The organism is Bacteroides mediterraneensis, from assembly GCF_025993685.1.
In the GTDB taxonomy this organism is placed as follows: Bacteria; Bacteroidota; Bacteroidia; order Bacteroidales; family Bacteroidaceae; genus Phocaeicola; species Phocaeicola mediterraneensis_A.
In genome coordinates, this window is record NZ_DAJPEN010000001.1 from 2,447,310 (window position 1) to 2,468,321 (window position 21,012).

Annotated in this window: 17 protein-coding genes and 1 pseudogene; 14 read left to right on the plus strand and 4 right to left on the minus strand. The window is 49.4% G+C overall.

The annotated features are described in order from the left end of the window. Positions 1-114 precede the first annotated feature (114 nt). The 3 genes from OIM59_RS10455 to OIM59_RS10465 are packed head-to-tail and all read left to right on the plus strand — an operon-like array spanning position 115 to position 1,059. The gene (locus tag OIM59_RS10455; protein ID WP_303896553.1) at positions 115-408 is read left to right on the plus strand and encodes a hypothetical protein; all 294 of its coding nucleotides are present in this window, start codon (positions 115-117) and stop codon (positions 406-408) included. Further along, positions 401-715 (plus strand): helix-turn-helix domain-containing protein, encoded by a 315-nt coding sequence (locus tag OIM59_RS10460; RefSeq protein ID WP_007839726.1) that lies wholly within the window; start codon positions 401-403, stop codon positions 713-715. Before OIM59_RS10455 ends, OIM59_RS10460 begins: the two co-directional genes overlap by 8 nt. 41 nt (positions 716-756) lie before the next feature. Next, complete coding sequence (locus OIM59_RS10465) at positions 757-1,059, plus strand: helix-turn-helix domain-containing protein (RefSeq protein ID WP_288354065.1); 303 nt, start codon at positions 757-759, stop codon at positions 1,057-1,059. 96 nt (positions 1,060-1,155) lie between these two features. Here the strand turns inward: OIM59_RS10465 and OIM59_RS10470 are convergent, their stop codons facing one another. From OIM59_RS10470 to OIM59_RS10480, 3 genes are read right to left on the minus strand one after another with little or no spacing between them, the layout of a single operon-like run. Further along, on the minus strand, positions 1,156-1,530 hold the full coding sequence (locus OIM59_RS10470; protein ID WP_288354064.1) for a transporter: 375 nt from the start codon (positions 1,528-1,530) through the stop codon (positions 1,156-1,158). A gap of 5 nt (positions 1,531-1,535) precedes the next feature. Next, positions 1,536-2,768 carry a site-specific integrase gene (locus OIM59_RS10475; RefSeq protein WP_303896558.1) on the minus strand — a complete coding sequence of 411 codons (1,233 nt, stop codon included), beginning with the start codon at positions 2,766-2,768 and terminating at the stop codon, positions 1,536-1,538. Between the two features lie 33 nt (positions 2,769-2,801). After that, the gene (locus OIM59_RS10480; protein WP_303896560.1) at positions 2,802-4,031 is read right to left on the minus strand and encodes a site-specific integrase; all 1,230 of its coding nucleotides are present in this window, start codon (positions 4,029-4,031) and stop codon (positions 2,802-2,804) included. Positions 4,032-4,317: 286 nt separating this feature from the next. On the opposite strand from OIM59_RS10480, the pseudogene OIM59_RS10485 reads away from it, so the two are divergent. The 4 genes and pseudogenes from OIM59_RS10485 to OIM59_RS10500 all read left to right on the plus strand — a co-directional run. Then, positions 4,318-4,503 (plus strand): annotated as a pseudogene (locus OIM59_RS10485) (tyrosine-type recombinase/integrase); the annotation flags it as partial. Between the two features lie 44 nt (positions 4,504-4,547). Beyond that, a complete protein-coding gene (locus OIM59_RS10490) occupies positions 4,548-4,961 on the plus strand; it encodes a hypothetical protein (RefSeq protein WP_303896562.1) in 414 nt (137 codons plus the stop codon). A gap of 177 nt (positions 4,962-5,138) precedes the next feature. Then, positions 5,139-6,080: a ComF family protein gene (locus OIM59_RS10495; protein WP_303896564.1), complete on the plus strand. Its 942-nt coding sequence runs from the start codon at positions 5,139-5,141 to the stop codon at positions 6,078-6,080. Between the two features lie 13 nt (positions 6,081-6,093). Further along, on the plus strand, positions 6,094-6,948 hold the full coding sequence (locus OIM59_RS10500) for a hypothetical protein (RefSeq protein ID WP_303896566.1): 855 nt from the start codon (positions 6,094-6,096) through the stop codon (positions 6,946-6,948). Positions 6,949-7,063: 115 nt separating this feature from the next. Here OIM59_RS10500 and OIM59_RS10505 read toward each other — a convergent pair whose 3' ends face one another. Continuing rightward, positions 7,064-8,983: a P-loop NTPase fold protein gene (locus OIM59_RS10505; RefSeq protein ID WP_303896568.1), complete on the minus strand. Its 1,920-nt coding sequence runs from the start codon at positions 8,981-8,983 to the stop codon at positions 7,064-7,066. A 219-nt stretch (positions 8,984-9,202) separates the two neighbouring features. Here OIM59_RS10505 and OIM59_RS10510 point away from each other — a divergent pair, with 219 nt between their 5' ends. The 7 genes from OIM59_RS10510 (at position 9,203) to OIM59_RS10540 (ending at position 20,901) form a co-directional block, all read left to right on the plus strand. Continuing rightward, positions 9,203-9,556, plus strand: a complete 354-nt coding sequence (locus tag OIM59_RS10510; protein ID WP_018709308.1) for a helix-turn-helix domain-containing protein — start codon at positions 9,203-9,205, stop codon at positions 9,554-9,556. Further along, positions 9,540-9,956 (plus strand): helix-turn-helix domain-containing protein, encoded by a 417-nt coding sequence (locus tag OIM59_RS10515; protein WP_369695930.1) that lies wholly within the window; start codon positions 9,540-9,542, stop codon positions 9,954-9,956. Before OIM59_RS10510 ends, OIM59_RS10515 begins: the two co-directional genes overlap by 17 nt. A 30-nt stretch (positions 9,957-9,986) precedes the next feature. Then, complete coding sequence (locus OIM59_RS10520) at positions 9,987-10,151, plus strand: hypothetical protein (protein WP_303896572.1); 165 nt, start codon at positions 9,987-9,989, stop codon at positions 10,149-10,151. Positions 10,152-10,234: 83 nt separating this feature from the next. Next, the gene (locus tag OIM59_RS10525) at positions 10,235-12,001 is read left to right on the plus strand and encodes a DUF4099 domain-containing protein (protein WP_303896574.1); all 1,767 of its coding nucleotides are present in this window, start codon (positions 10,235-10,237) and stop codon (positions 11,999-12,001) included. A 147-nt stretch (positions 12,002-12,148) separates the two neighbouring features. After that, positions 12,149-14,284 carry a type IA DNA topoisomerase gene (locus tag OIM59_RS10530; RefSeq protein WP_303896576.1) on the plus strand — a complete coding sequence of 712 codons (2,136 nt, stop codon included), beginning with the start codon at positions 12,149-12,151 and terminating at the stop codon, positions 14,282-14,284. Positions 14,285-14,435: 151 nt separating this feature from the next. After that, complete coding sequence (locus OIM59_RS10535) at positions 14,436-14,885, plus strand: DUF1896 family protein (protein ID WP_022020958.1); 450 nt, start codon at positions 14,436-14,438, stop codon at positions 14,883-14,885. Then, a complete protein-coding gene (locus tag OIM59_RS10540) occupies positions 14,875-20,901 on the plus strand; it encodes an N-6 DNA methylase (protein WP_303896580.1) in 6,027 nt (2,008 codons plus the stop codon). Before OIM59_RS10535 ends, OIM59_RS10540 begins: the two co-directional genes overlap by 11 nt. Positions 20,902-21,012: the final 111 nt, after the last annotated feature.

The window sequence follows — 21,012 nt, forward strand, 5'->3', positions numbered from 1 at the left end:
GTATGATTAGTGGTGGATGATTCACCGATTTACCACAGAGGTAGAAAATAGCCGTTTCATATTTAAGGGCTTAATCTGAACGGATAATACGAAAATAAAAATGTTCTCAGGGTCTTGATTGGAGAATCATCTTGCAGTACATGGTATCCGAAATGCGCCACAGGCTACCGTACCAGTGCCAAATGCTGCCACGATGCTGCGGGTTGGTTGGAATCTGCCGAAGTTGGATTTTCTTTGTACAGTCGGCAACCGGAATGGCTGTTGCGAAATATGGAATTAAGCCAATCCCTACCACTTGCAGCCACAAGCTGCCAGTCAGTAGTAAAGCCATTGTCCGATGCTGGTATTGGCTTTACTTTGCGGACAAACAGGATTACCAACAATAAAAACAGTATATGCAATGAATGAATTTGTGATTATTTCAAAAGACGTATTTGAAGAAATGGTCGGGAAGTTCAACCGCTTCTCCGACCGGGTGAATGAAATCCTCGGCAAAAGGGAGGAAGGACGGCTCAGCCGCTGGATGGACAATCAGGATGTCTGCCAGCAGCTGCGCATCAGTCCGAGAACCTTGCAGACGTTGCGCGACAACGGAACGCTGGCTTACTCCCAGATTGGACATAAGATTTTTTACAAGCCGGAGGACGTGCTACGTATCGTACGGCTTGTGGAGGACAGACGAAAGGATGCCGCCTGTCGGGGAAAGACCATCTGAATATAGTTGAATTTATTGTACCACTAAATCCACTATAATAAATGAACAAAACGATTATGACTAACGATGAATGGGCTGTCGGCTTCATGGAGCAATTGGATTCCATGCTCGACGGCATTGAAAGCATGAACGAAAAAAGCAAGGCTTCATTCGGTAATGAACGCTTCCTGACGGACAAGGAGGTGTCGGCATGGCTCAAAGTGAGCCGACGTACCTTACAGGATTATCGTAACAACGGGATGGTGTCTTATTACCAGTTGGGTGGTAAGATTCTCTACAAGGAATCTGACATCGAAAAGCTGGTGATGGGCGGGTATCGGAATGCATACCGAACGGAAACGTAATTTTGTAAAGTGTGAAAGGAACAGAAGCCGATGGCGACAGGTAAATTACCCAGCCATCGGCTTCTTTCATTATTATCATTATAGGTACAGACAACACTAACATTTGTATCGTGGATTGGCTTCGGACAGTGAAAAGAACAAATGAATGGGCTTTTCCCGATTGGGCGCATACAGCCTTTTCATAATGAACATTCTGAAAGCCATACATTCCCTGCTACGTAGTCTGAACGCAAGAGCTATGACCATTTCAAGGCTGTACACCATGTAACGTGTCCCGTCTTCCTGTCTGATGTAGCACATTGTTGTTTCTTCCAACAGTTCATGATTCTTATAAATATCACGGATAGCCTTGCGGATGTCACAGCAGAATACCATAAACAGGTCTGACATTTCCTGCTGTGTCATCCAAACAGGAGCGGTCGGCATGGCGACCACTCCTGTTTCACTGATTGTAATGATTCCTCGTTCCATACTCATTAGTCTTTTACTGACAACTTGTTTTCCCTGTATTCGCCTGTTCCGTATAATCTTCTGACAGCCATAAGATTGTCCATATCTCTTGAAATTTTCTTGTCAGTAACTTCCGCATACCGTTGGGTAGTCTTTATTCCGGAGTGCCCCATCATTTTGGCGATGCTCTCGATGGGTATGCCTTCTGAAATCAAGAACGTTCCGAAGGAGTGTCTGGCTTGATGATAGGACAAGTTTTCCTCCCTGCCGATGGCAACCCCCATCTCGTGTATTTCAAACCACATCTCGTCACGGCTTGGGAGTGGGAATACTGGCTTGGTGTCGTCCGTGGTGTTGTAGAGGTCAAGTATCTGTTCTGCTATCGGGTGCAGGGGGATGAATGCCTCCACATTGGTTTTCTTGCGGTTGATACGGATATAACGCCTGCCGTCCGATGTCGTGCCAATATGGTGCGGATGGAGCAGCATGATGTCCACGTATGCCAGTCCCGTAAAAATCGAGAACAGGAACGCCCTCCGCCCGAGTTCCTGCAAGGGGTCGGGCATAGGTGTTTCGAGGATGGTCTTCAGCTCCGCACGGCTGATGTGCTTATGCCTCGGAGCGGGCTTCTTCTCGTATTCCATGTCTTCCAACGGGTTGGCACGGAGTATCTCATAATCAACGGCAAGATACACCAGCCTGCTCAGCCAGCACAGGCACTTGTTCATTTGTGACGCTCCGAAGTTCTTGTAGCGTTTCAGGAAAGCTTTATAGGAATTGCCGAACTCTTCCGTGATTTCAGCCAGATTTATATCACTCTTTCCCTGTGAGGCAAGAAAGTCCGTCAAATACTTCTGATAGTATTTTGAATTTCTGTACGTCGAAGTGGAATTTATCTCCTTTGAGCGGACAAGCAGCCTTTCAAGTTCCATTTCGCCCATCTGTAACAGTTTGACCGGAATGACGGCTTTCTTTGCCAGCGTATTTTTGAGCAGTTCGGCACTCACTACGTTCTGTTTCTTCAATGAATCCTCATAGGCACATTCGACAGACTTGCGGAACTCCAGCAAGCAGTTGTTTTCACGGACGGTACGGATTGAGCCTGTCTTGCTGTTCCAGTCTTCGGGTCTGCAATAGATGCCTGTCGCCATTGTGGAACTCTTGCCGTCTATGGTGATGCGGCAAAGGACGGCGGTCGTGCCGTCAGCCTTTACTTTACTCCTGTTGATGTATGGTAATACGGAAAATGTACTGCGCATAATTGTAATGTTTTAAGTTTCTTATTTTAATGATTACAGAACAAGCTTCAAGTCCTTGGTTGCTTCGATATACTTGTCCATGTCTTCAAACAGCTTTTTCGGAGTGACACGGGCATACACCTGCGTGGTGGTTATGTCGGAATGTCCCAGCATCCGGCTGATGGTTTCTATCGGTACTCCGGCTTCCAACGTAATCAGCGAGGCAAATGAGTGTCTTGCCTGATGATAGCACAAGCCGCCATTAATTCCGGCAAGGACAGCAAGGGCTTTCATGTGCCGTTTCATATTGGAGTGATGAACCATCGGGAAAAGTGTCGGTCTGCTGTCGTCATGGTACTTCTCAATCAGTGCAAGTGCTTCGGGAAGCAGCTTGACGCTTGCCTGAAGCTCGTTTTTCTTCCGGCGGTACTTCAACCAAAGGCTTCCCTCGTCGTCCGTATAAAGATTCTCACGGGTAACGCTCACCGCATCGGCATAGGCGGTTCCCGTATAGCAGGCAAACAGGAAAAGGTCACGGGCAAGAATGTGAGTGGTGCGCCATGCGGGTATCTCCACGTCACGGATTTTCTCGAAGTCCTCACGGCTCAATGCCCTCGGTGTACTTTCTGTCTTTTGTGGAAGGGTGAAATTAGCGAAGAAATACCTGTCTGCGTATCCCTCCTTGTAGGCAATACGGCATACCTTTTTCAAGATGGCGAGATAATGGCGCACGGTATCTACCGCCAGTCCCTTCACGTCCATTACATAATTCTGGTAGTCATGGATGAACTGCTCGGTAAGCTGACCGAAAGCAATATCTTTCGTCTTGAACTGCCACTGGATGAACTCACTCAATCTCATTCTCATGTAGTAATAGCCGGGATATGTTCCTTTGGCACGGTCGATGCCGATTCGTGCCTTCAAATCCTCACAGATACGGTCAGTCATTCTTAGCAGTGTCATCTGTGTTTCCATGCTGCCTTGGAACAGTTCCTTGACCGCCGTGGCGTCAAAGTCTTGTCCGCGTTCCACCAGCGTGTCAAATGCGTTATTGATGGCAAGCAGCAGCTTGTCCAGCTTGGCATTGGTTTCCACTGCCTCACGGCTCTTGCCGTCCAGACGGCTTTCCCTTGCGTTCCACAACTCCGGCTTGCACGACAGCTTGCACCCGAACTGTGCCATCGTGCGGTTTACTGTAACTCTTCCCATTATCGGGGCTTTGCCCGACTTGTCCGTTCCGCTCTTTTTCAGGTAGAGCAGCACCTTGAATTTTTCAATCTTCATCGCTTACACTTTTTTGGTTACAAAATTACTTTGTGTATAAACGTTCATTGATTTGCAGAACATTGCGTATCAGTGCAAAAGAAACGGCTGTCCAATAATTTCATTTTCCGTGCGTTACCTGTCATTGCTTCGGTAACAGGTGGCTAACGGTTTGGTAACTGAAATGGCTCTATATTCCGCATTCCGTTGCGTTTTCGACATTCGGTAAAATAGTGAAAAGCAGCTCATTTCAAACGTGTTACGTTTTGTTGTTACTTGTTTGCTGATGGTTGCTTTGTGGGTTCTGTTCCATGTGGCACGTCACACATTTGCTACGACCACTACTCTGGCTAAAGGCGTGCCGATTGAAACGGTGTCGAAAATGCTTGGGCATACAAACATTGAAACGACACAAATTTATGCCCGCATAACCAATGAGAAGATAAGAAAGGATATGGAGGTCCTTGCGGGAAAACTGGATGCCATGTTATGACCTCCATGCTGAGATTCCATATATAATGTATAAAAGCAACTATTATGGTGAGAGTTGGCAATTTTGAAGTGAAATATAACCGCAATGCACCTGATAAGGTGAGCATAAGGATAGAAACGGACGACAAGGGCGAGGTATGGTTGCCGAAATGCGACATCGCACGGGCGTATGGAGTGTTTGTACAGTCGGTAAATGCCGGACTGAAATCCCTTGCAAAAACCGGTGACTTTGATGAATACCGGGATGTGCGGGTCAAACATTTCACCTATAACGGGAAAGATTGCAGTGTGGACCTCTACAGTCTGGCAACCATCATTACACTGGGATTCCGCATGAAGGGACTGAAATGCGAGGCATTCAGAAAGTGGGCTGCAAGACGGCTGGCAGAATCATTTGAAAAGAAGAAAAGTACGGTGATTCTCTGCATGAGCGGCGAAAAGAGAAACAGTTGGAACTGAAAGCCGCAGGATATGGCGGATATACGTGTCGGGATAGTCTCCCCTGTTCGGGAGGCTGTCCCGACACGTGTTTTATATAAGTTAAAAAATATAAAACCGTAAACGCGCTTATCCGTAAACCGATAATAATGTGTAACTTAAATCTCGCTTAAACCTGTAATTAAAGACAGAAACGGTATGGTGGAAGAATTTGACCTGCTTGAAGAGGTGGAAGTGCAGTTCTGCGATGAGGAATGCACGGAGTCGGTATGGCACGGAGTGAATTACAGCGAGAGCCTGTTCTGCAGGGAGAAACCGAAGTCGGAACTGACGGTAGTCATCAGAGAGGAAGGCATGATGTACTTCCTGACTGCGGACATAAAGGAGTTTGCCGGCCTGTGCCGGAAACACGGGTGGTACATCGTCTCGCACCAGCGGTTCAGCGAGGCGATGGAAATCGGCATGTGCCTGATGGAAGCTGGGAAACATGCGGGATGGTATTCGCTGGGCAGGTCGAAGGAATGGAATGCCATGATGAGGGATGTGCTGAACTTTACGTTTGAAAGGGAGAAGAAAATTGACTTCTACCCGTACGAAACGATGTTCAAGGGAGAAGTTCTTATAGACGGGTGCAGGTGTCACTACCTGCATGACTATTACCCAACGAAGATTGAAAAGACGAATGCACACCAAAAACGGGTAAGCAACCTGATATTCCGTTTTAAGGAAGGAGGACACTGTGGCGAGCTGGTCGCACGGATACTGGCACTGTGTCTGAAACATGCGGGATTCAACGGAACGAAGGAAGACACGGTACTGATACCTATACCCGCATCAACAAGGGAAAGACAGCGGAAACGCTTTCCGGTGGTATGCTACTACCTGTCGGAATGGCTGGGCATTACGGACGGTTTCAAAGCCATCTGGATAGAGGAAGACCGCGAGCAGCTGAAAGGAAAAGGAAAGGATAAGGACATACTGCGGAACCTGCAATTCACACGGCGGTATATCAGAGGAAAGAATGTTGTCCTGCTGGATGATGTACTCACGACCGGGGAGAGTTTCAGGCAACTGCAACGAAAGATGAAACAACTGGGGGCATTGTCGGTTATCGGGGTGTTTCTGGGAAAAACAGTGTAATAAACTTTTTTATATGAGAACGCGTTTTTATAATTTTAAGGTTGGTGCGGATTTTAAACTACCATCATGTAAAAAACTTTTTAAAAAGATGGGTGAATATGATACACTTGCAGAGTACACAGTTTGTGCTTTACGTGATTTTGAGAAAAAATGGGATAGAAAGACAAAGTTTGAAGATTATGTAACACAGAAAGCTATAGAGCATAGTGTAAATTTAAGAGGTGGGGTAACACTTCCTAATCATGAACCAGCTTTGTATAAATCATTTATGGTAAATTCACATGCATTATTAGGTGATTTTATCCAATCATACAAATTGGATATAAGAAGTCTGATTGATCCAAATTTCAAATTGTGTGATACTGATGGATTAAGTAATGTGGAAAAGTTAGTAAGGGCTTTGAAAACTAATAATATAGTACCAAACTTTCCAAAGTGGTTATTACCTTTACTTGATTATTATCGCCTATTACGTAATAGTACGGCTCATGTTCAGGAAGACGAAGATAGATGTATGAAAGCATACCTAAAAATACCTTTGGGCGAATTTGAAAAAGATTACCCTATTTTTAAAGGAAAAGCTCCAAATATGCCCGATAGTATCACTATGGATGATTTTTATTTGTATTCGGCATCAATTAAACATTTTGCAAATTTCCTAACTATGGCCTTAAAAGGAAAAGTAAAATGGGCTGAATTAGGTGCAATCCATCCAGATTTTGATGTAAGAAATATACCGAAAGGTACTGATATAATTGCAAAGATAAACTCAGTGCTATTTACGAAATATAATTATCATCCAACAAAAGATGAATTTGAACAAATAAAAAACTATATAAAAGAACATAAACATTCAAGTACACACTAGAATGTTTTATAAGTCGATATTTATGCTAAATAAAAGTAAGTTGTATTGTACCTTTGTTTCTTTTATGGAAAATAGTACGCATTTAATTCTGCTAAATGCGTACTATTAAAAAATGCTATACCGTTTTTGGAGAAGATATGAGTTGGTTAATACATTTGTCCAATGTACATACAAGACTCTTTGTTGTTAATTTATCAATTAATTTTTGTTTGGATGTCAATTTAATTAATGAATCTTTGATACCTTTTAAATATTCAAGATCGTCTAAATGATATTGTGATATTGCACCTGTTATCTTTGTTTCAGGCAAATAATATCTTATAGATAGATACATCTCAATATTTTCTTTTGATGTATTTGAGAGCCTTGAAAGCCTTGAAGCAACTCTTTTAGTATTGATTCCTTGAAATATAGAAGACAGCTCATAACTGCAATACCCACTTGGTATGCTTTCTTTAAAAACGGAGCTGATATTTCCAGCTTTATCGTCATCAATGTTTTCCCAAAATGATTTACAAAATTTGACTCTCTCTTTCTCAAAATAATTGTTTAGTTTATTTTTGGCATATTTAATCAGTTCGACCATTATTTCTGATGTGTATTCCATATATTGTTTTCCCCAAGAAGCATTATAAGATCCGATAAGAAAACACCCATTATCGTTTTGCTTTTTGAATATTTTATCTATGTGATTTAGTGCTTTTTGTTTTAAAAAACTTTCATTACAATGAGCCAGTTTTATTCGATTGAAATGGATAAACATTCCTGTAATATGCAATACAATGCTCACATATTTGATTTCTCCTTTATAAAATAAATTTTTTACAGATTTGAGTTTTTCCAAAAAAGTATTATTATCTAATTTTCCATAATACCATAATTGCTCCCAATCCTGACTATGAGGAATATTTAACATGTCACTTTTATTTAAAGTTGCTGTTAAATTCGAAATATAACCATTGTCTATAAAACTGATTATATCTTTTATTGTGATAGAGTTGTAAGAATACTTTATATTATATTTTTCTAAAATAGAAATGTATTTATTTTCTATGTTTGATACATTCTCTTTTACAGTTTCATCTGTGAAATATGAAGTATGATTTTGAAAATATTTAATGTAATTATTCCCATTCTTATATTCACAATATGTGATAATGAAATAAGCTATGACATTTTGAATAAATATTTCATATAAGCTCTTATTGTATTTTGTAGCATCAAGACTTGAAATAAGTCTATTGAAATCAGAGAAACACTGTTTGATAATTCTGAGATTTTCTGTCTGTGAAGCTATAAACAAGTCAGATATTAACTCTTTATTGTCCTGAAGGTGGTGATTGTGACTATCGTTGATGAAAGTTTCTATAATAGTGTCTAAATCTTGTCTTATTGAAAAAGTTTGACCAATTAATTTTTCCTTAAATTCCACATATTTTGATGGTAATGTATTATTCTCAGATTGCTTTTTAATTTTATCTTCATCCCCTATTATTATAATTTTACATTTAGAATGTTCAACCAAATTATTTATATAGCCGAAGATTTCATCTATTGGAATTTTACATCGTTCTAAATCATCAAATATAAGAATTTTATCTCCTTTGACATAATCATTGGGTTTCGAAAGAATTTCAATAATACTTTCTGTGTCAAAAATAGCAGAAAAATCCCTTGTATTGCCATCACCATTAAAGTCGAAATTTCCTTGTGTGGCTGTCTTTATTATCCCACAAAAAATTTTTTTTGCAACTTTCATACCTTTAGAATACAAAAAAGGTCTTAACTCTTTACGTATAAGATATGAAACTTGAGAAATAGAAGAAGCCCCATAAAGGCTAATATAAATTGGTCTTAATTTGATACAATTTTGGGGTACTGTTTCATTATTTTTATTTTTCCATTTTTCTATCAGTTGAGTAATATAAAATGTTTTACCACATCCCCATTTTCCTTGTATTAATACGGCATATTGAGGATTATCCATATTAAGATAATCATTCAGATACTTAGTTATATAATCAATATTACTCATAGGTTACTTATATATATTCTAACGCAAAGATAATAAATATTTTATGAAGGCTTCATCCGTGCTTTAGTGCCGGATGGAGCCGCTTTTTTTGTGCCCGTATGCGGGGGAAACGGGGATTATGGAAGAAAAATAGGGAAAATCATTCCCTACTATGGAAATACTATGGATTGTGCCTGCGTGGAGTTGCGCACCTTTGCAGCGTAACCAATACGGAAGGATATGGAAATAATAACGATGGACAATGAGGTCGTGAAGACGATGATGGAGAAGATAGACCGCATAGCGGACTATGTTTTCAAGAAAGACAACGTGCCGAAGGAAGAAGCGGAAATCCTGCTGACGAGCGAGGAGGCGGCGGACCTGCTGAAAATCAGCACGAGGACACTGCAACGGATGCGAAAGGACAAGACTATTCCCTACATGATGGTGAGAAGCAAGTGCCGGTACAGACTGACGGATCTGGAGGAATGCGTGAGACGGAAAATCGTACACTGCAATCCCAAGACGCTGGAGGAGTTCAAGCATAACTACCTGATGACCAGAAAGGAGGCGGATGATGGAAGGGATTGGTAAGGAAATGTTCGAGGAATGGATGAAGCGCCTCATGGAACGGATTGACCGACTGGACAGCATCATATCGGTACTGATAAACAAGGAAGCGGCGGGCGTGAAGTACATGGACGGAGAACGGCTGTATGACAATCAGGACCTGTGTGAGATGCTGAGAACGAGCAAACGGTCGCTACAGCGGTTCCGCAGCGAATACGGACTGCGCTACCAGAAAATCAGCCGCAAGACCTACTACAAGGAATCGGACGTGCTGGAGTTTATCAGCCGGAACATGGAAGAGGTGACGCTGGACGGCAAAAAGGTGCTGAAAGTGAAGGAAGGAACGGGAAAGAAAGCTCCGGGCAAAACGACGAAAGGGAAAAAAGGAGGCAGAAGGAATACCGGGACTGACAAGCACACGTGAAACGGAGGCGAAAAGAAAAATCAGTAATGGATGGTGACCGGATGTAAACGGGAAGCTGAGAGTGTGCCTGATGCGAACCGGGACTGGCAAGCATACGTGAAACGTAGGCGAAAAGAGAAACCGGAAGTGGATGGTGAACCGGATGTAAACGGGAAGCTGAGGGTGTGCCTGATACGAACTGGGACTGAAAGGTGAACGGGAAACCGGAACAAAAAGAAAAACAGACCTGCACGGGAATACCGGCGGGACTATCATCAAACAATAAAAAAAATCAATCAATGGAACAGAAAAAGAAAAAGCAAGAGGATGTACTGGTTGTCCGCGACGAGAAGACGGGCGAAATCAGTGTGGTTGCCGGACTGGATGCCAGGGGCTATCCCAAGAGGGCACAGGCAAAGGCGGAACACTCGCAGGAGTTTTTGCGCTTTGACCGCCACGGGGATGCGATAGACAATTTCATGAGAAATTTCTACCGCCAGTGTAAGGAGCCGACGCGATTCGGTTTCTACAGGGTGGCAGCGGACACGGTGGAAGCTCTGCTTCCGGTTATCAAGGACCTGCTGAAAGACCCTGTGGCGAACGCTGACCTGCTCGCACCGCACAAAGTGGATACATCGGCGTACCAGCAGGCTGAGGAACAGCAGACTACTGAGGAGGCGAAAAGAGAAAATGCTGAAACGGAGGCTGAGGAACAGCAGACTACGGAGGAGGCGAAAACAGAAAATGCCGAAACGGAGGCTGAAGAACAGCAGATTACGGAGGAGGTGAAAAGAGAAAATACGGAAGAAAACAATGTGGAACAGAAAACGGACGAGAAAATGGAAGAAATGAAACAGAAAAATCAGGAACAGCAGCCGCAGGCGGCGGAAACGCAGACGGCACAGGGACAGCAGCCCGCACAGGAAGGGCAAGCGCAGGCAAAACCGGAGAAACCGAACCTGATTGCGGACAGCGATGTGGACTGGAAGGAACTGGAACAGTTCGGTGTGAAAAGAGAAAACCTGTCTGAAAAGGACATGAAAGCCCTGATGAACTACGGGAAGACAAGGCTGGTGACGGTGGAACCGGTGCTGGGCGGAGAACGCTACGAGCTGCAGGCCCGACTTTCGTTGCAGAAAGCGGAGGACGGAAAGCTGAAACTTACCCCCCACTTCGTACGCCATGAGCCGAGACTCGACGTGCCATACAACGGCTATACATTTACGGACGAGGACAAGCAGGCACTGAAACAGACGGGCAACCTGGGCAAGCTGGTGAGCGTTGCCGATACGAAGACCGGAGAGATGCGCCTGGCGTATGTCAGCATCGACCGACTGACGAATGAGATAGTGGACGTACCGACGAACAAGGTGCGCATCCCGAACCGGATCGGACTGACGGAACTGTCGAAGGCGGAACAGGAAATCCTGCGTGCGGGGCTGGCACTGCCCAAGGAGGTGACACTGAAGGGCGGGCGAAAGTTCGAGGCCATGCTACAGGTGAACGCTGACAAGCGCGACGTGGAGTTTGTGCCGGAGCATCTGTGGCAAGGACAGTCGCAGCGACGCGGAAACGGACAGGAGAAAAAACAGAAAAGCCCGGAAGCCCCGGATGCTACCGGACAGCAGCAGAAGGAAGACGGGAATCAGGAGAACGGACAGCGGCGCAACCGCTCGTGGACGAATGAGGACGGAAGCATACGTCCGATAGGCAAATGGAAGGACGACAAATTCACGGAACAGCAGAAGGCGGACTATGTGGCGGGCAAGGTCGTGGTACTCGCCAACGCAAAGGATGACAAGGGACAGCCCTGCACAAAATACCTGAAGTTCGACCGCGAGAAAGGCAGACCGCTGACCTATTCGGAAAACCCTGACCTGGCACAGACCGTTGCCCCGTCGAACGAGAGCCGCACACAGCTTGCGGTGAACAACGAGGGCAAGACGAACGAGGCAACCAGACATGTGAAGGAGCCGCTTCAGCAGGGACAGACCGCCCCGAAGGACGACACCCAGAAACAACAGCAGGAAAAACCGAAGAAAAGCAAAGGCATGAAGGTATCCTGAGTGCCACCACTAAATCCATTACAAGAGAATAAACAACGGATTGAAACGGGGCCTCATGCACCATGTACCGTATATCCCACGGATAACCGGCGTACCCCGTTCCACTCCACAAGGAACAAAAGTATCAATGATTAAAACAGAAAATGTATGATTACCATATTGGCAGAAAAACCGAGTGTGGCGCGTGAGATAGCACGCATCGCCGGAGCAACAAGAAAGGAAGAAGGATTTTATACAGGAAACGGATACCATGTGACATGGGCACTGGGGCATCTGGTACAACCTGCCCTGCCTGAGGGCTACGGCTTCAAGGGATTCAGCAGGGACAGCCTGCCGGTGATACCGGAGGAGTTCATGCTGATACCCCGCCAGGTAAAGACGGACAAGGGCTACAAGGCGGACGCGGCAGCGGTGAAACAGATAAAGGTGATAACGAAACTGTGGAACGAGAGCGACGGCATAATAGTGGCAACAGACTGCGCACGCGAAGGGGAACTGATATTCAGATACCTGTATGCCTATACGGGCTGTACGCTGCCCTTCCGCCGCCTGTGGATAAGCTCGCTTACGGATACCGCCATCCGCAAGGGATTGAAGGAACTGAAGGACGGGCATGAATATGACGACCTGTATCTGGCGGCAAAGGCACGCAGCGAGGCGGACTGGCTGGTGGGCATCAACGGTACGCAGGCACTGACCGTAGCCGCCGGACGGGGCACATATTCGGTAGGACGCGTACAGACACCCACGCTGGGTATGGTCTGCAAGAGGTACTGGGAGAACAGACGCTTTACACCGGAACCGGTACACCAGCTGCATTTCTCGGTGACACCGGCGGGTACGGATACGGTAGTGAAGTTTTCCTCGGTAAAGAAATGGCAGGACAAGGAAGAGGCGGCTGCATCATACAATAAGGTAAAGGCGAAGATGTGCGCCACCGTCACCAAGGTGGAAAAGAAGGAGAAGGTGGAGAACCCGCCGCTGCTGTACGACCTGACCACACTGCAGAAGGAGGCGAACACGAAACACGGATTCACGGCGGAACAGACGCTGGAGCTGGTGCAGAAGCTCTATGAAGCGAAGCTCGTCACCTATCCGAGAACATCGAGCCGCCATATTCCGGAAGATGTGTTTGCTGAAATACCGCTGCTGTTTGAACGGCTGGCAGGACACTCCGCCCTTGCGGAGAAAATCGGGGAACTGGGAGAACTGAACCGCCGTTGTGTGGATGCCTCGAAAGTGACTGACCACCATGCCCTGCTGGTGACGCCCAACCGCCCGCTTGCCTTGTACAAGAACGAGCAGATCATCTACGACATGATTGCCGGACGCATGGTAGAGGCATTTTCGGAGGAATGTGTGAAGGATACGGCTACCGTAGTAGCGGAGGTGGTGCCGGACGCAGGCAAAAGATGCGAGGGCCTGACATTTGAGGCGAAAGGCTGCATCGTGCGCAAGGCAGGCTGGCGCGGCGTGTACGGAGAGTACGGCGAGGACAGCGGCAATACGGCATTGCCGGACTGGGCGGAAGGCGACACACTGGTGATGGCGGGATGCTCGATGAGTTCGGGCATGACCCGACCGAAACCGCTGCATACGGAAAGTTCGCTGCTGGCAGCGATGGAGACCGCCGGACGCGATGATGTGGAGGATGAGGAGGCACGCCAGGCCCTGAAGGACTGCGGTATCGGCACACCCGCCACACGTGCCGCAATCATCGAAACGCTGCTCAGAAGGGAATATATGGTGCGTGTGAAGAAATCGCTGGTGCCGACGGAGAAAGGGCTTGCCCTGTATTCCATTGTCAAGGAAATGGACATCGCCAATGTGGAGATGACCGGACGCTGGGAAGCGGAACTGGCAAAGATAGAACAGGGAAAGACACCGCATGAGGCTTTTATGAGGGACATAGAAAGCTATACCCGCAAGATTGCCACGGACCTGCTTGCGTGTGACCGCATTTTCGGGCACAAGGCATCGGGCTGTACCTGCCCCAAATGCGGCACGGGCACGATGCAGTTCTACGGCAAGGTTGTGCGCTGCGACAATCCGGACTGCCTGCTGCCCGTGTTTCGCCAGATAGCGGGCAAGACACTCACCGACGAGGAAATGACCGGTCTGCTGACGGAAGGAAAGACGGCGATGCTCGGCGGGTTCAAGAGCAAGCAGGGCAAGCCCTTCAGCGCTGCGGTGACTTTTGATGCGGAGTTCAACACGAAGCTGGTGTTTGCGGAGAGCAAAGGCGAAAGAAAAGGTACGAAAACGAAAGGAAGAAGAAAATAATGAGTAATTTTGCCACTGATTCATGTCATAATCTGTTTCAACCTGGTTGTACTTTTTATTTACATGGATTTAGTGGTGGCACCCGGAGGGATACCGGGTGCCTTTTTCCTTTTCATTTCCATAATCATTTATCCACTAAATCCATCATAAAATGAAACAGAACAAGAAAACCGCTCCGGCGGAGCTGTCCTACTACGGGCTGTATCTGCTGGACTATCTGAGAAAATATCATCCGGACAAAGTATCAGACACCCCATTCATTGCAGGAAGGGAGGAAGCCGCCTCGGAAACATTCGAGAAGGAAAGGACGGCGGGAAGTACGGTGGAAGCCGCACAGGAGGAAGCCATGCGCGTCCTGCTCGAAGGGTTGCACTTCTCCCCCTACGCACTGCTGCTTGAGGTGGTGGAAAACGAGTTTTCCGAAGAGGTGCAGGAACAGGAACGCGAGGCGTTCTGCCGGGAGATATTCCCGCATCTGAAAAACCTGTTTGCCGGCTATCCCACAACGGACGACACATTCGCCCTGTCGTCCGAACACGACCTGCTCTATACGGAGCTGACGGGTGCGATAATGCTTTATCTGGAGGCTTATGGCGTTTAACAAGAAGCAGAGGCTCAGGGAAAACATCGAGGCGATACGGACGGCATTCACACTGGAGAAGGAACAGCGCACGCCCACCGCACGGGAACGGGCGCTGCTGGAGAGGTACTGCGGCTTCGGGGGACTGAAGTGCATACTGAATCCCGCCAGGGAACTGACGGATGCCGTACACTGGGCGAAATCAGACCTCGAACTGTTTGCCCCGACGGTGGAGCTGCACCGTCTGATACGGGAGAACAGCCGGGACGAAACGGAGTACAGGCGGTATGTGGACTCGCTGAAGGCATCGGTGCTGACGGCATTCTATACGCCGCAGGCCATTGCGGACACCATAGCGGACGTGCTGCACGACCGCAAGGTACGCCCAAGGCTGGTGCTGGAGCCGTCGGCGGGTATGGGCGCGTTCATCAGCCCGGTATTGTCGAACAATCCGCAGGCGGAGGTGATGGCATTTGAGAAAGACCTGCTGACGGGCAAGATGCTCGGACACCTGTACCCGCAGCAGAAGATACGCACGGAGGGTTTCGAGAAAATAGAAAAGCCGTTTCTGAACTATTTTGACCTTGCCATCTCCAATATCCCTTTCGGGGATTTCGGAGTGTTTGATGCGGAGTTCAGCCGCAGCGCATCCTTCGGCAGACGTTCGGCACAGAAAGCCATCCATGACTATTTTTTTCTGAAAGGTCTGGATGCGGTGCGTGACGGCGGCATCGTGGCGTTCGTCACCTCGCAGGGGGTACTGAACAGTTCGAGGGTTTCCGTCAGGAACGAGATGTTCAGCAAGGCGAATCTGGTATCGGCAATACGACTGCCCAACAACCTGTTTACCGACAATGCAGGCACGGAAGCCGGCAGCGACCTGATCATCCTGCAAAAAGACCTGCAAAAGAAGGGACTGACACAGGAGGAACGGGTTCTGACCATCATACAGACGGAACATAACGGCGGACTGACGGACAACGCCTATTTCGCCTACCACACGGAACGTATCATACATACCGATGCGAAGAGGGGTACCGACCCGTACGGAAAACCGGCGATGGTATATACGCACAGCGGAGGTGTGGAGGGCATTGCCATGGACCTGTACAGGATGCTGTCGGAGGACCTGTCGGCACGGCTGGACATGGAACGCTACAACGGCATGGGGCATGAAAGAGAGGATGTGCGGCAGAACATTGCCGTACAGACCGAAGGTATTGAGGCGAAAAGAGAAAACTCCGCTTCGGCTACGAGAGAACTGGAGGAGGCGAAAAGAGAAAATACCCATTCGGTTGAGGGTGAACGGACGGAGGTGAAAAGAGAAAACTCCACCTCTGTTGCGGGTGTAGCGGACGGGACAAAACGGGAAGAAAACAGTGTGCAGCCGAAAGCGCAAGCGATGACCGGCATGTCGCAGGAAGCGCAAAGCAGACAGCCGGGAGGAACGGTAATGGACCTGTATGACCTGTTCGGCTATACGCAGGAGGAAAGACGGATGGCTGAACAGGGTCTGAAACCGGGCAGGAAGAAAGGCGGAAAGTACAAAGGAAAGAAACCCGTGCAGCCGACACTGTTCTCCCTGCCAGTGGAGAATACGGAAAGGACAACGGACAAGGGAAATGCGGAAACGGATGCCGGTATCAGCCCGGAAGAGGCACGCGAAATGGACGAAATCATACGCGGCGGAACGGATGCGCCGACGGCTGCCGAAACGGAGGCAGCTGTCCCGACAACGGAAAAGACGGAGCCCGGCACCGCAACGGAAGAATCCTATGACCCGGAAGATGAAGTGTACCGCAGTATGGACTGGGAAACGAACCCGCCCATCAACGGATTCTATGAGACGATGATGGCACTGACACCGGAACGGCGTGCGGAGCTGCGCCGGCTGGGAAAGGGAAAGATGGAAGCCAACGCCGCCAGACAAGCGGCCGGAACAACGGAGGCGAAAAGAGAAAAAGCCGATGCGGGGAAAACGGCGGAAACGCAGGATACGACTGCTACGGTAGTCTATCCGGTGGAAAACGGATTCGAGGCGGAAAGGAAGCGCCGGATTGCGGAGGTGGAAGAAGCCATGCGCCGTGAGGAAGCCGCCATGACACCGGAAGAGCGGCAGCGCAAACGGGAGGAGGAAATGATGCCGCGCCCGTTCAAGGGCATACTGGAGCCACACCTGAAGGACGGCTCGCTGGCATGGGAATACACGGCAGGCGTACGATTCCAGGTGGGCGTGCTGAAGGATGTCACCCGCTACGGCGCCACATTCCAGCCGCTGGACATGGACGGGATGCAGGCACAGAAGGCACAGCTATACATAGACCTGCGCAACACCTACGAGCGGCTCTATGCCTACGAAGCGGAGAAGCACGAGGAGAATGAAATGCTGCGCCGCCACCTGAACACCTACTATGACGAGTTCGTGATGCGGTACGGCTGCCTGAACGCCAAGCAGAACGTGAAGCTGCTGATGATGGACGCTTCGGGGCGCAACATGCTGGCACTGGAACGCAGCGAGGGCGGCACGATGGTGAAGGCGGACATATTCGACCGCCCCGTTTCCTTTTCGCAGGAAACGGCAGTCGCCGCGGAATCGCCGGAGGAAGCCCTGTCCGCCTCGCTGAACCTGTATGGCGGAGTAAACCTGCCCTACATGGAATCCATCTGCGACATGCCGCAGGCGGACATGCTGGAGGCACTGAAAGGACGGGTGTTCTACAACCCGCTGGCAGAGGGCTACGAGATAGCCGACCGCTTCATAGCCGGGAATGTGGTACAGAAGGCCGCCGATGTGGAGGAATGGATAAGCGGACACGGGGAGCACGGGATGCTGCCGCAGGCAAGGGAGTCGCTGGAAGTGCTGAAAGAAGCCATGCCGGAACAGATTCCGTTTGAGGAACTGGACTTCAACTTCGGGGAACGATGGATACCCACGGGCGTGTATGCCGCCTACATGAGCCGTCTGTTTGACACGGACGTGCGGATAAGCTACTCGGAGAGCCTTGACGAGTATTCGGTGGCGTGCGGCCACAGGACGATGAAAATCACCGACGAGTTTCTGGTGAAGGGGTACTACCGCCACTATGACGGGATGCACCTGCTGAAACACGCCCTGCACAACACCTGCCCCGACATGATGAAGAAGGTCGGCGAGGACGAGAACGGGAACGACATAAAGGTGCGGGACAGCGAGGGCATACAGCTGGCAAACGCGAAGATTGACGAAATCAGAAACGGATTTACGGAATGGCTGGAAGAGCAGTCGCCGGAGTTCAAGAAACGGCTGACGGACATGTACAACAACAAGTTCAACTGCTTCGTACGACCGAAATATGACGGCTCGCACCAGAAATTTCCGGAACTGAACCTGAAAGGACTGGGAATCACAGACCTGTACCCCAGCCAGAAGGACTGCATCTGGATGCTGAAACAGAACGGCGGAGGAATAGCCGACCACGAGGTGGGAACCGGAAAGACGCTGATCATGTGCGTGGCAGCGCACGAGATGAAGCGTCTGGGACTGGTGCACAAGCCGATGATTATCGGGCTGAAGGCGAATGTAAGGGAGATAGCCGAATGCTACCGCACGGCATATCCCAACGCAAGAGTGCTGTATGCCTCGGAAAAGGATTTTGCCGCATCCGGCAGGGTGCGCTTCTTCAACGACATACGGAACAACGACTGGGACTGCATCATCATGAGCCACGACCAGTTCGGGAAGATACCGCAGTCGCCGGAACTGCAGCAGCGTATATTGCAGGCGGAGCTGGATACGGTGGAGGAAAATCTGGAAGTGTTGCGCTCGCAGGGCAAGGACGTGTCGCGTGCGATGCTGAAGGGACTGGAGAAGCGCAAGTTCAACCTGCAAGCCAAGCTGGAGAAGGTGGAACATGCGATAAAGTCGAGGACGGACGATGTGGTGGACTTCAGGCAGATGGGCATCGACCATATCTTCGTGGACGAGTCGCACCAGTTCAAGAACCTGACGTTCAACACAAGGCATGACCGTGTGGCGGGTCTGGGCAACTCGGAAGGAAGCCAGAAGGCACTGAACCTGCTGTTTGCCATCCGCAGCATCCAGGAGCGGACGGGAAAGGATCTGGGAGCGACGTTTCTGTCGGGCACGACCATCAGCAACTCGCTGACGGAGCTGTACCTGCTGTTCAAGTACCTGCGCCCGAAGGAACTGGAAAGACAGGACATACGATGCTTTGACGCATGGGCGGCAATCTTCGCCAAGAAGACGACGGATTTCGAGTTCAATGTGACGAACAACATCGTGCAGAAGGAGCGCTTCCGCTACTTCATCAAGGTACCGGAGCTGGCGGCGTTCTACAACGAAATAACGGACTACCGCACGGCGGAGGATGTGGGCGTGGACCGTCCGCACAAGAACGAGATACTGCACAACATACCTCCCACGCCCGACCAGGAACATTTCATCAAACAACTGATGGAATTTGCCAAGACGGGCGACGCCACGCTGCTGGGACGCGGAAAGCTGTCGGAAACGGAGGAAAAGGCGAAGATGCTCATCGCCACGGACTACGCAAGGAAGATGGCACTGGACATGCGCATGATAGACCCGGCGTATGAAGACCACCCGGACAACAAGGCGAGCCACTGCGCAAGGATGATAGCGGAATACTACCGCAGGTATGATGCACAGAAAGGAACGCAGTTCGTGTTTTCGGACCTGGGGACGTACCAGTCGGGCGGGTGGAGCGTATATACCGAGATAAAGCGCAAGCTGGTGGAAGACCACGGCATACCGGCACACGAGATACGCTTCATACAGGAATGCAAGAGCGAGAAGTCAAGGAAAGCGGTGATCGAAGCGATGAACGAGGGATATGTGCGCGTGCTGTTCGGCTCGACCTCGATGCTCGGCACGGGCGTGAACGCCCAGCGCAGGGCGGTGGCCATCCACCACCTGGACACGCCGTGGCGTCCGTCCGACCTCGCCCAGCGTGACGGACGGGCGGTGAGAAAGGGCAACGAGATAGCGAAGCTGTACGCCGACAACCGGGTGGATGTCATCATCTATGCGGTGGAAAAATCACTGGACTCGTACAAGTTCAACCTGCTGCACTGCAAGCAGACGTTCATCAGTCAGCTGAAGAGCGGCGCGATGGGCGCGAGAACCATAGACGAGGGAGCGATGGACGAGAAATCAGGCATGAATTTTTCGGAATACATGGCGATACTGTCGGGAAACACCGACCTGCTGGACAAGGCGAAGCTGGAGAAGAAGATTGCCTCGCTGGAGGGTGAACGCAAGTCCTTCAGCAAGGGCAAGCGCGAGTCCGAACTGAAACTGGAGGGCAAAAGCGGAGAACTGAGGAACAACCAGGCCACCATAGCTGCCATGACGGAGGACTGGGAGAAATTCACCGCTGCCGCCCGGACAGACCAGGAAGGCAACCGGCTGAACCTGCTCAGGATTGACGGGCTGGATTCCACCGACGAGAAGACAATCGGCAAGCGCCTGCAGGAGATAGCCAGGAATGCCACGACGGGCGGACAGTACAAGCGCGTGGGCGAACTGTACGGCTTCCCCATCGAGGTGGTCAGCGAAAGGACGCTCAAAGACGGGCTGGAGTTCTGCGACAACCGATTTGTGGTGGCGGGCAACTACAGGTACAGCTACAACAACGGGCATCTGGCAATGGCTGACACACACGCCGCCGCCATGAATTTTCTGAACGCACTGGAGAGGATACCGGGTATCATCGACCAGTACAGGAAGAAGAACGAGGTGCTGGAGCGGGAAATCCCGCAGTTGCAGGAGATAGCCGGAAAGACATGGAAGAAGGAGGACGAGCTGAAACAGCTGAAATCCGAACTCGCCGCACTGGACCGCAAGATACAGCTGGAGCTGGCTCCGCCGATGCCGGAAAGCACGGAAGAGAACCGGCAAGGCAGCGAGAAGAAACAGACGGAGCAGCAGCCGGAAAGCCCGCACGCGGACTTCGTGCGCAGCCATCTGGTTATAGGAAGACCGGGGCTGACGGAACCGAAGGGCATGAAGCTGTAGTTCCGCATTGTCCGGTAATGACCGCGGGCGACTGTCTTTGCATGAAGCGAAGCGGCCGCCCGTACTTTTTTCAAGGAGGTCCCGTATGAAAGGAAAATACACGGAAAGGCA

Bases quoted from the DNA above. Each gene is read 5' to 3' on its own strand.
- OIM59_RS10465 (WP_288354065.1), top strand. From the start codon at position 757: ATGAACAAAACGATTATGACTAACGATGAATGGGCTGTCGGCTTCATG.
- OIM59_RS10470 (WP_288354064.1), bottom strand. From the start codon at position 1,530: ATGGAACGAGGAATCATTACAATCAGTGAAACAGGAGTGGTCGCCATG.
- OIM59_RS10475 (WP_303896558.1), bottom strand. From the start codon at position 2,768: ATGCGCAGTACATTTTCCGTATTACCATACATCAACAGGAGTAAAGTA.
- OIM59_RS10530 (WP_303896576.1), top strand. From the start codon at position 12,149: ATGATTACCATATTGGCAGAAAAACCGAGTGTGGCGCGTGAGATAGCA.
- OIM59_RS10495 (WP_303896564.1), top strand. From the start codon at position 5,139: ATGGTGGAAGAATTTGACCTGCTTGAAGAGGTGGAAGTGCAGTTCTGC.
- OIM59_RS10500 (WP_303896566.1), top strand. From the start codon at position 6,094: ATGAGAACGCGTTTTTATAATTTTAAGGTTGGTGCGGATTTTAAACTA.
- OIM59_RS10505 (WP_303896568.1), bottom strand. From the start codon at position 8,983: ATGAGTAATATTGATTATATAACTAAGTATCTGAATGATTATCTTAAT.
- OIM59_RS10525 (WP_303896574.1), top strand. From the start codon at position 10,235: ATGGAACAGAAAAAGAAAAAGCAAGAGGATGTACTGGTTGTCCGCGAC.
- OIM59_RS10490 (WP_303896562.1), top strand. From the start codon at position 4,548: ATGGTGAGAGTTGGCAATTTTGAAGTGAAATATAACCGCAATGCACCT.
- OIM59_RS10515 (WP_369695930.1), top strand. From the start codon at position 9,540: ATGGAAGGGATTGGTAAGGAAATGTTCGAGGAATGGATGAAGCGCCTC.
- OIM59_RS10520 (WP_303896572.1), top strand. From the start codon at position 9,987: ATGGTGACCGGATGTAAACGGGAAGCTGAGAGTGTGCCTGATGCGAAC.
- OIM59_RS10540 (WP_303896580.1), top strand. From the start codon at position 14,875: ATGGCGTTTAACAAGAAGCAGAGGCTCAGGGAAAACATCGAGGCGATA.
- OIM59_RS10460 (WP_007839726.1), top strand. From the start codon at position 401: ATGAATGAATTTGTGATTATTTCAAAAGACGTATTTGAAGAAATGGTC.
- OIM59_RS10535 (WP_022020958.1), top strand. From the start codon at position 14,436: ATGAAACAGAACAAGAAAACCGCTCCGGCGGAGCTGTCCTACTACGGG.
- OIM59_RS10510 (WP_018709308.1), top strand. From the start codon at position 9,203: ATGGAAATAATAACGATGGACAATGAGGTCGTGAAGACGATGATGGAG.
- OIM59_RS10480 (WP_303896560.1), bottom strand. From the start codon at position 4,031: ATGAAGATTGAAAAATTCAAGGTGCTGCTCTACCTGAAAAAGAGCGGA.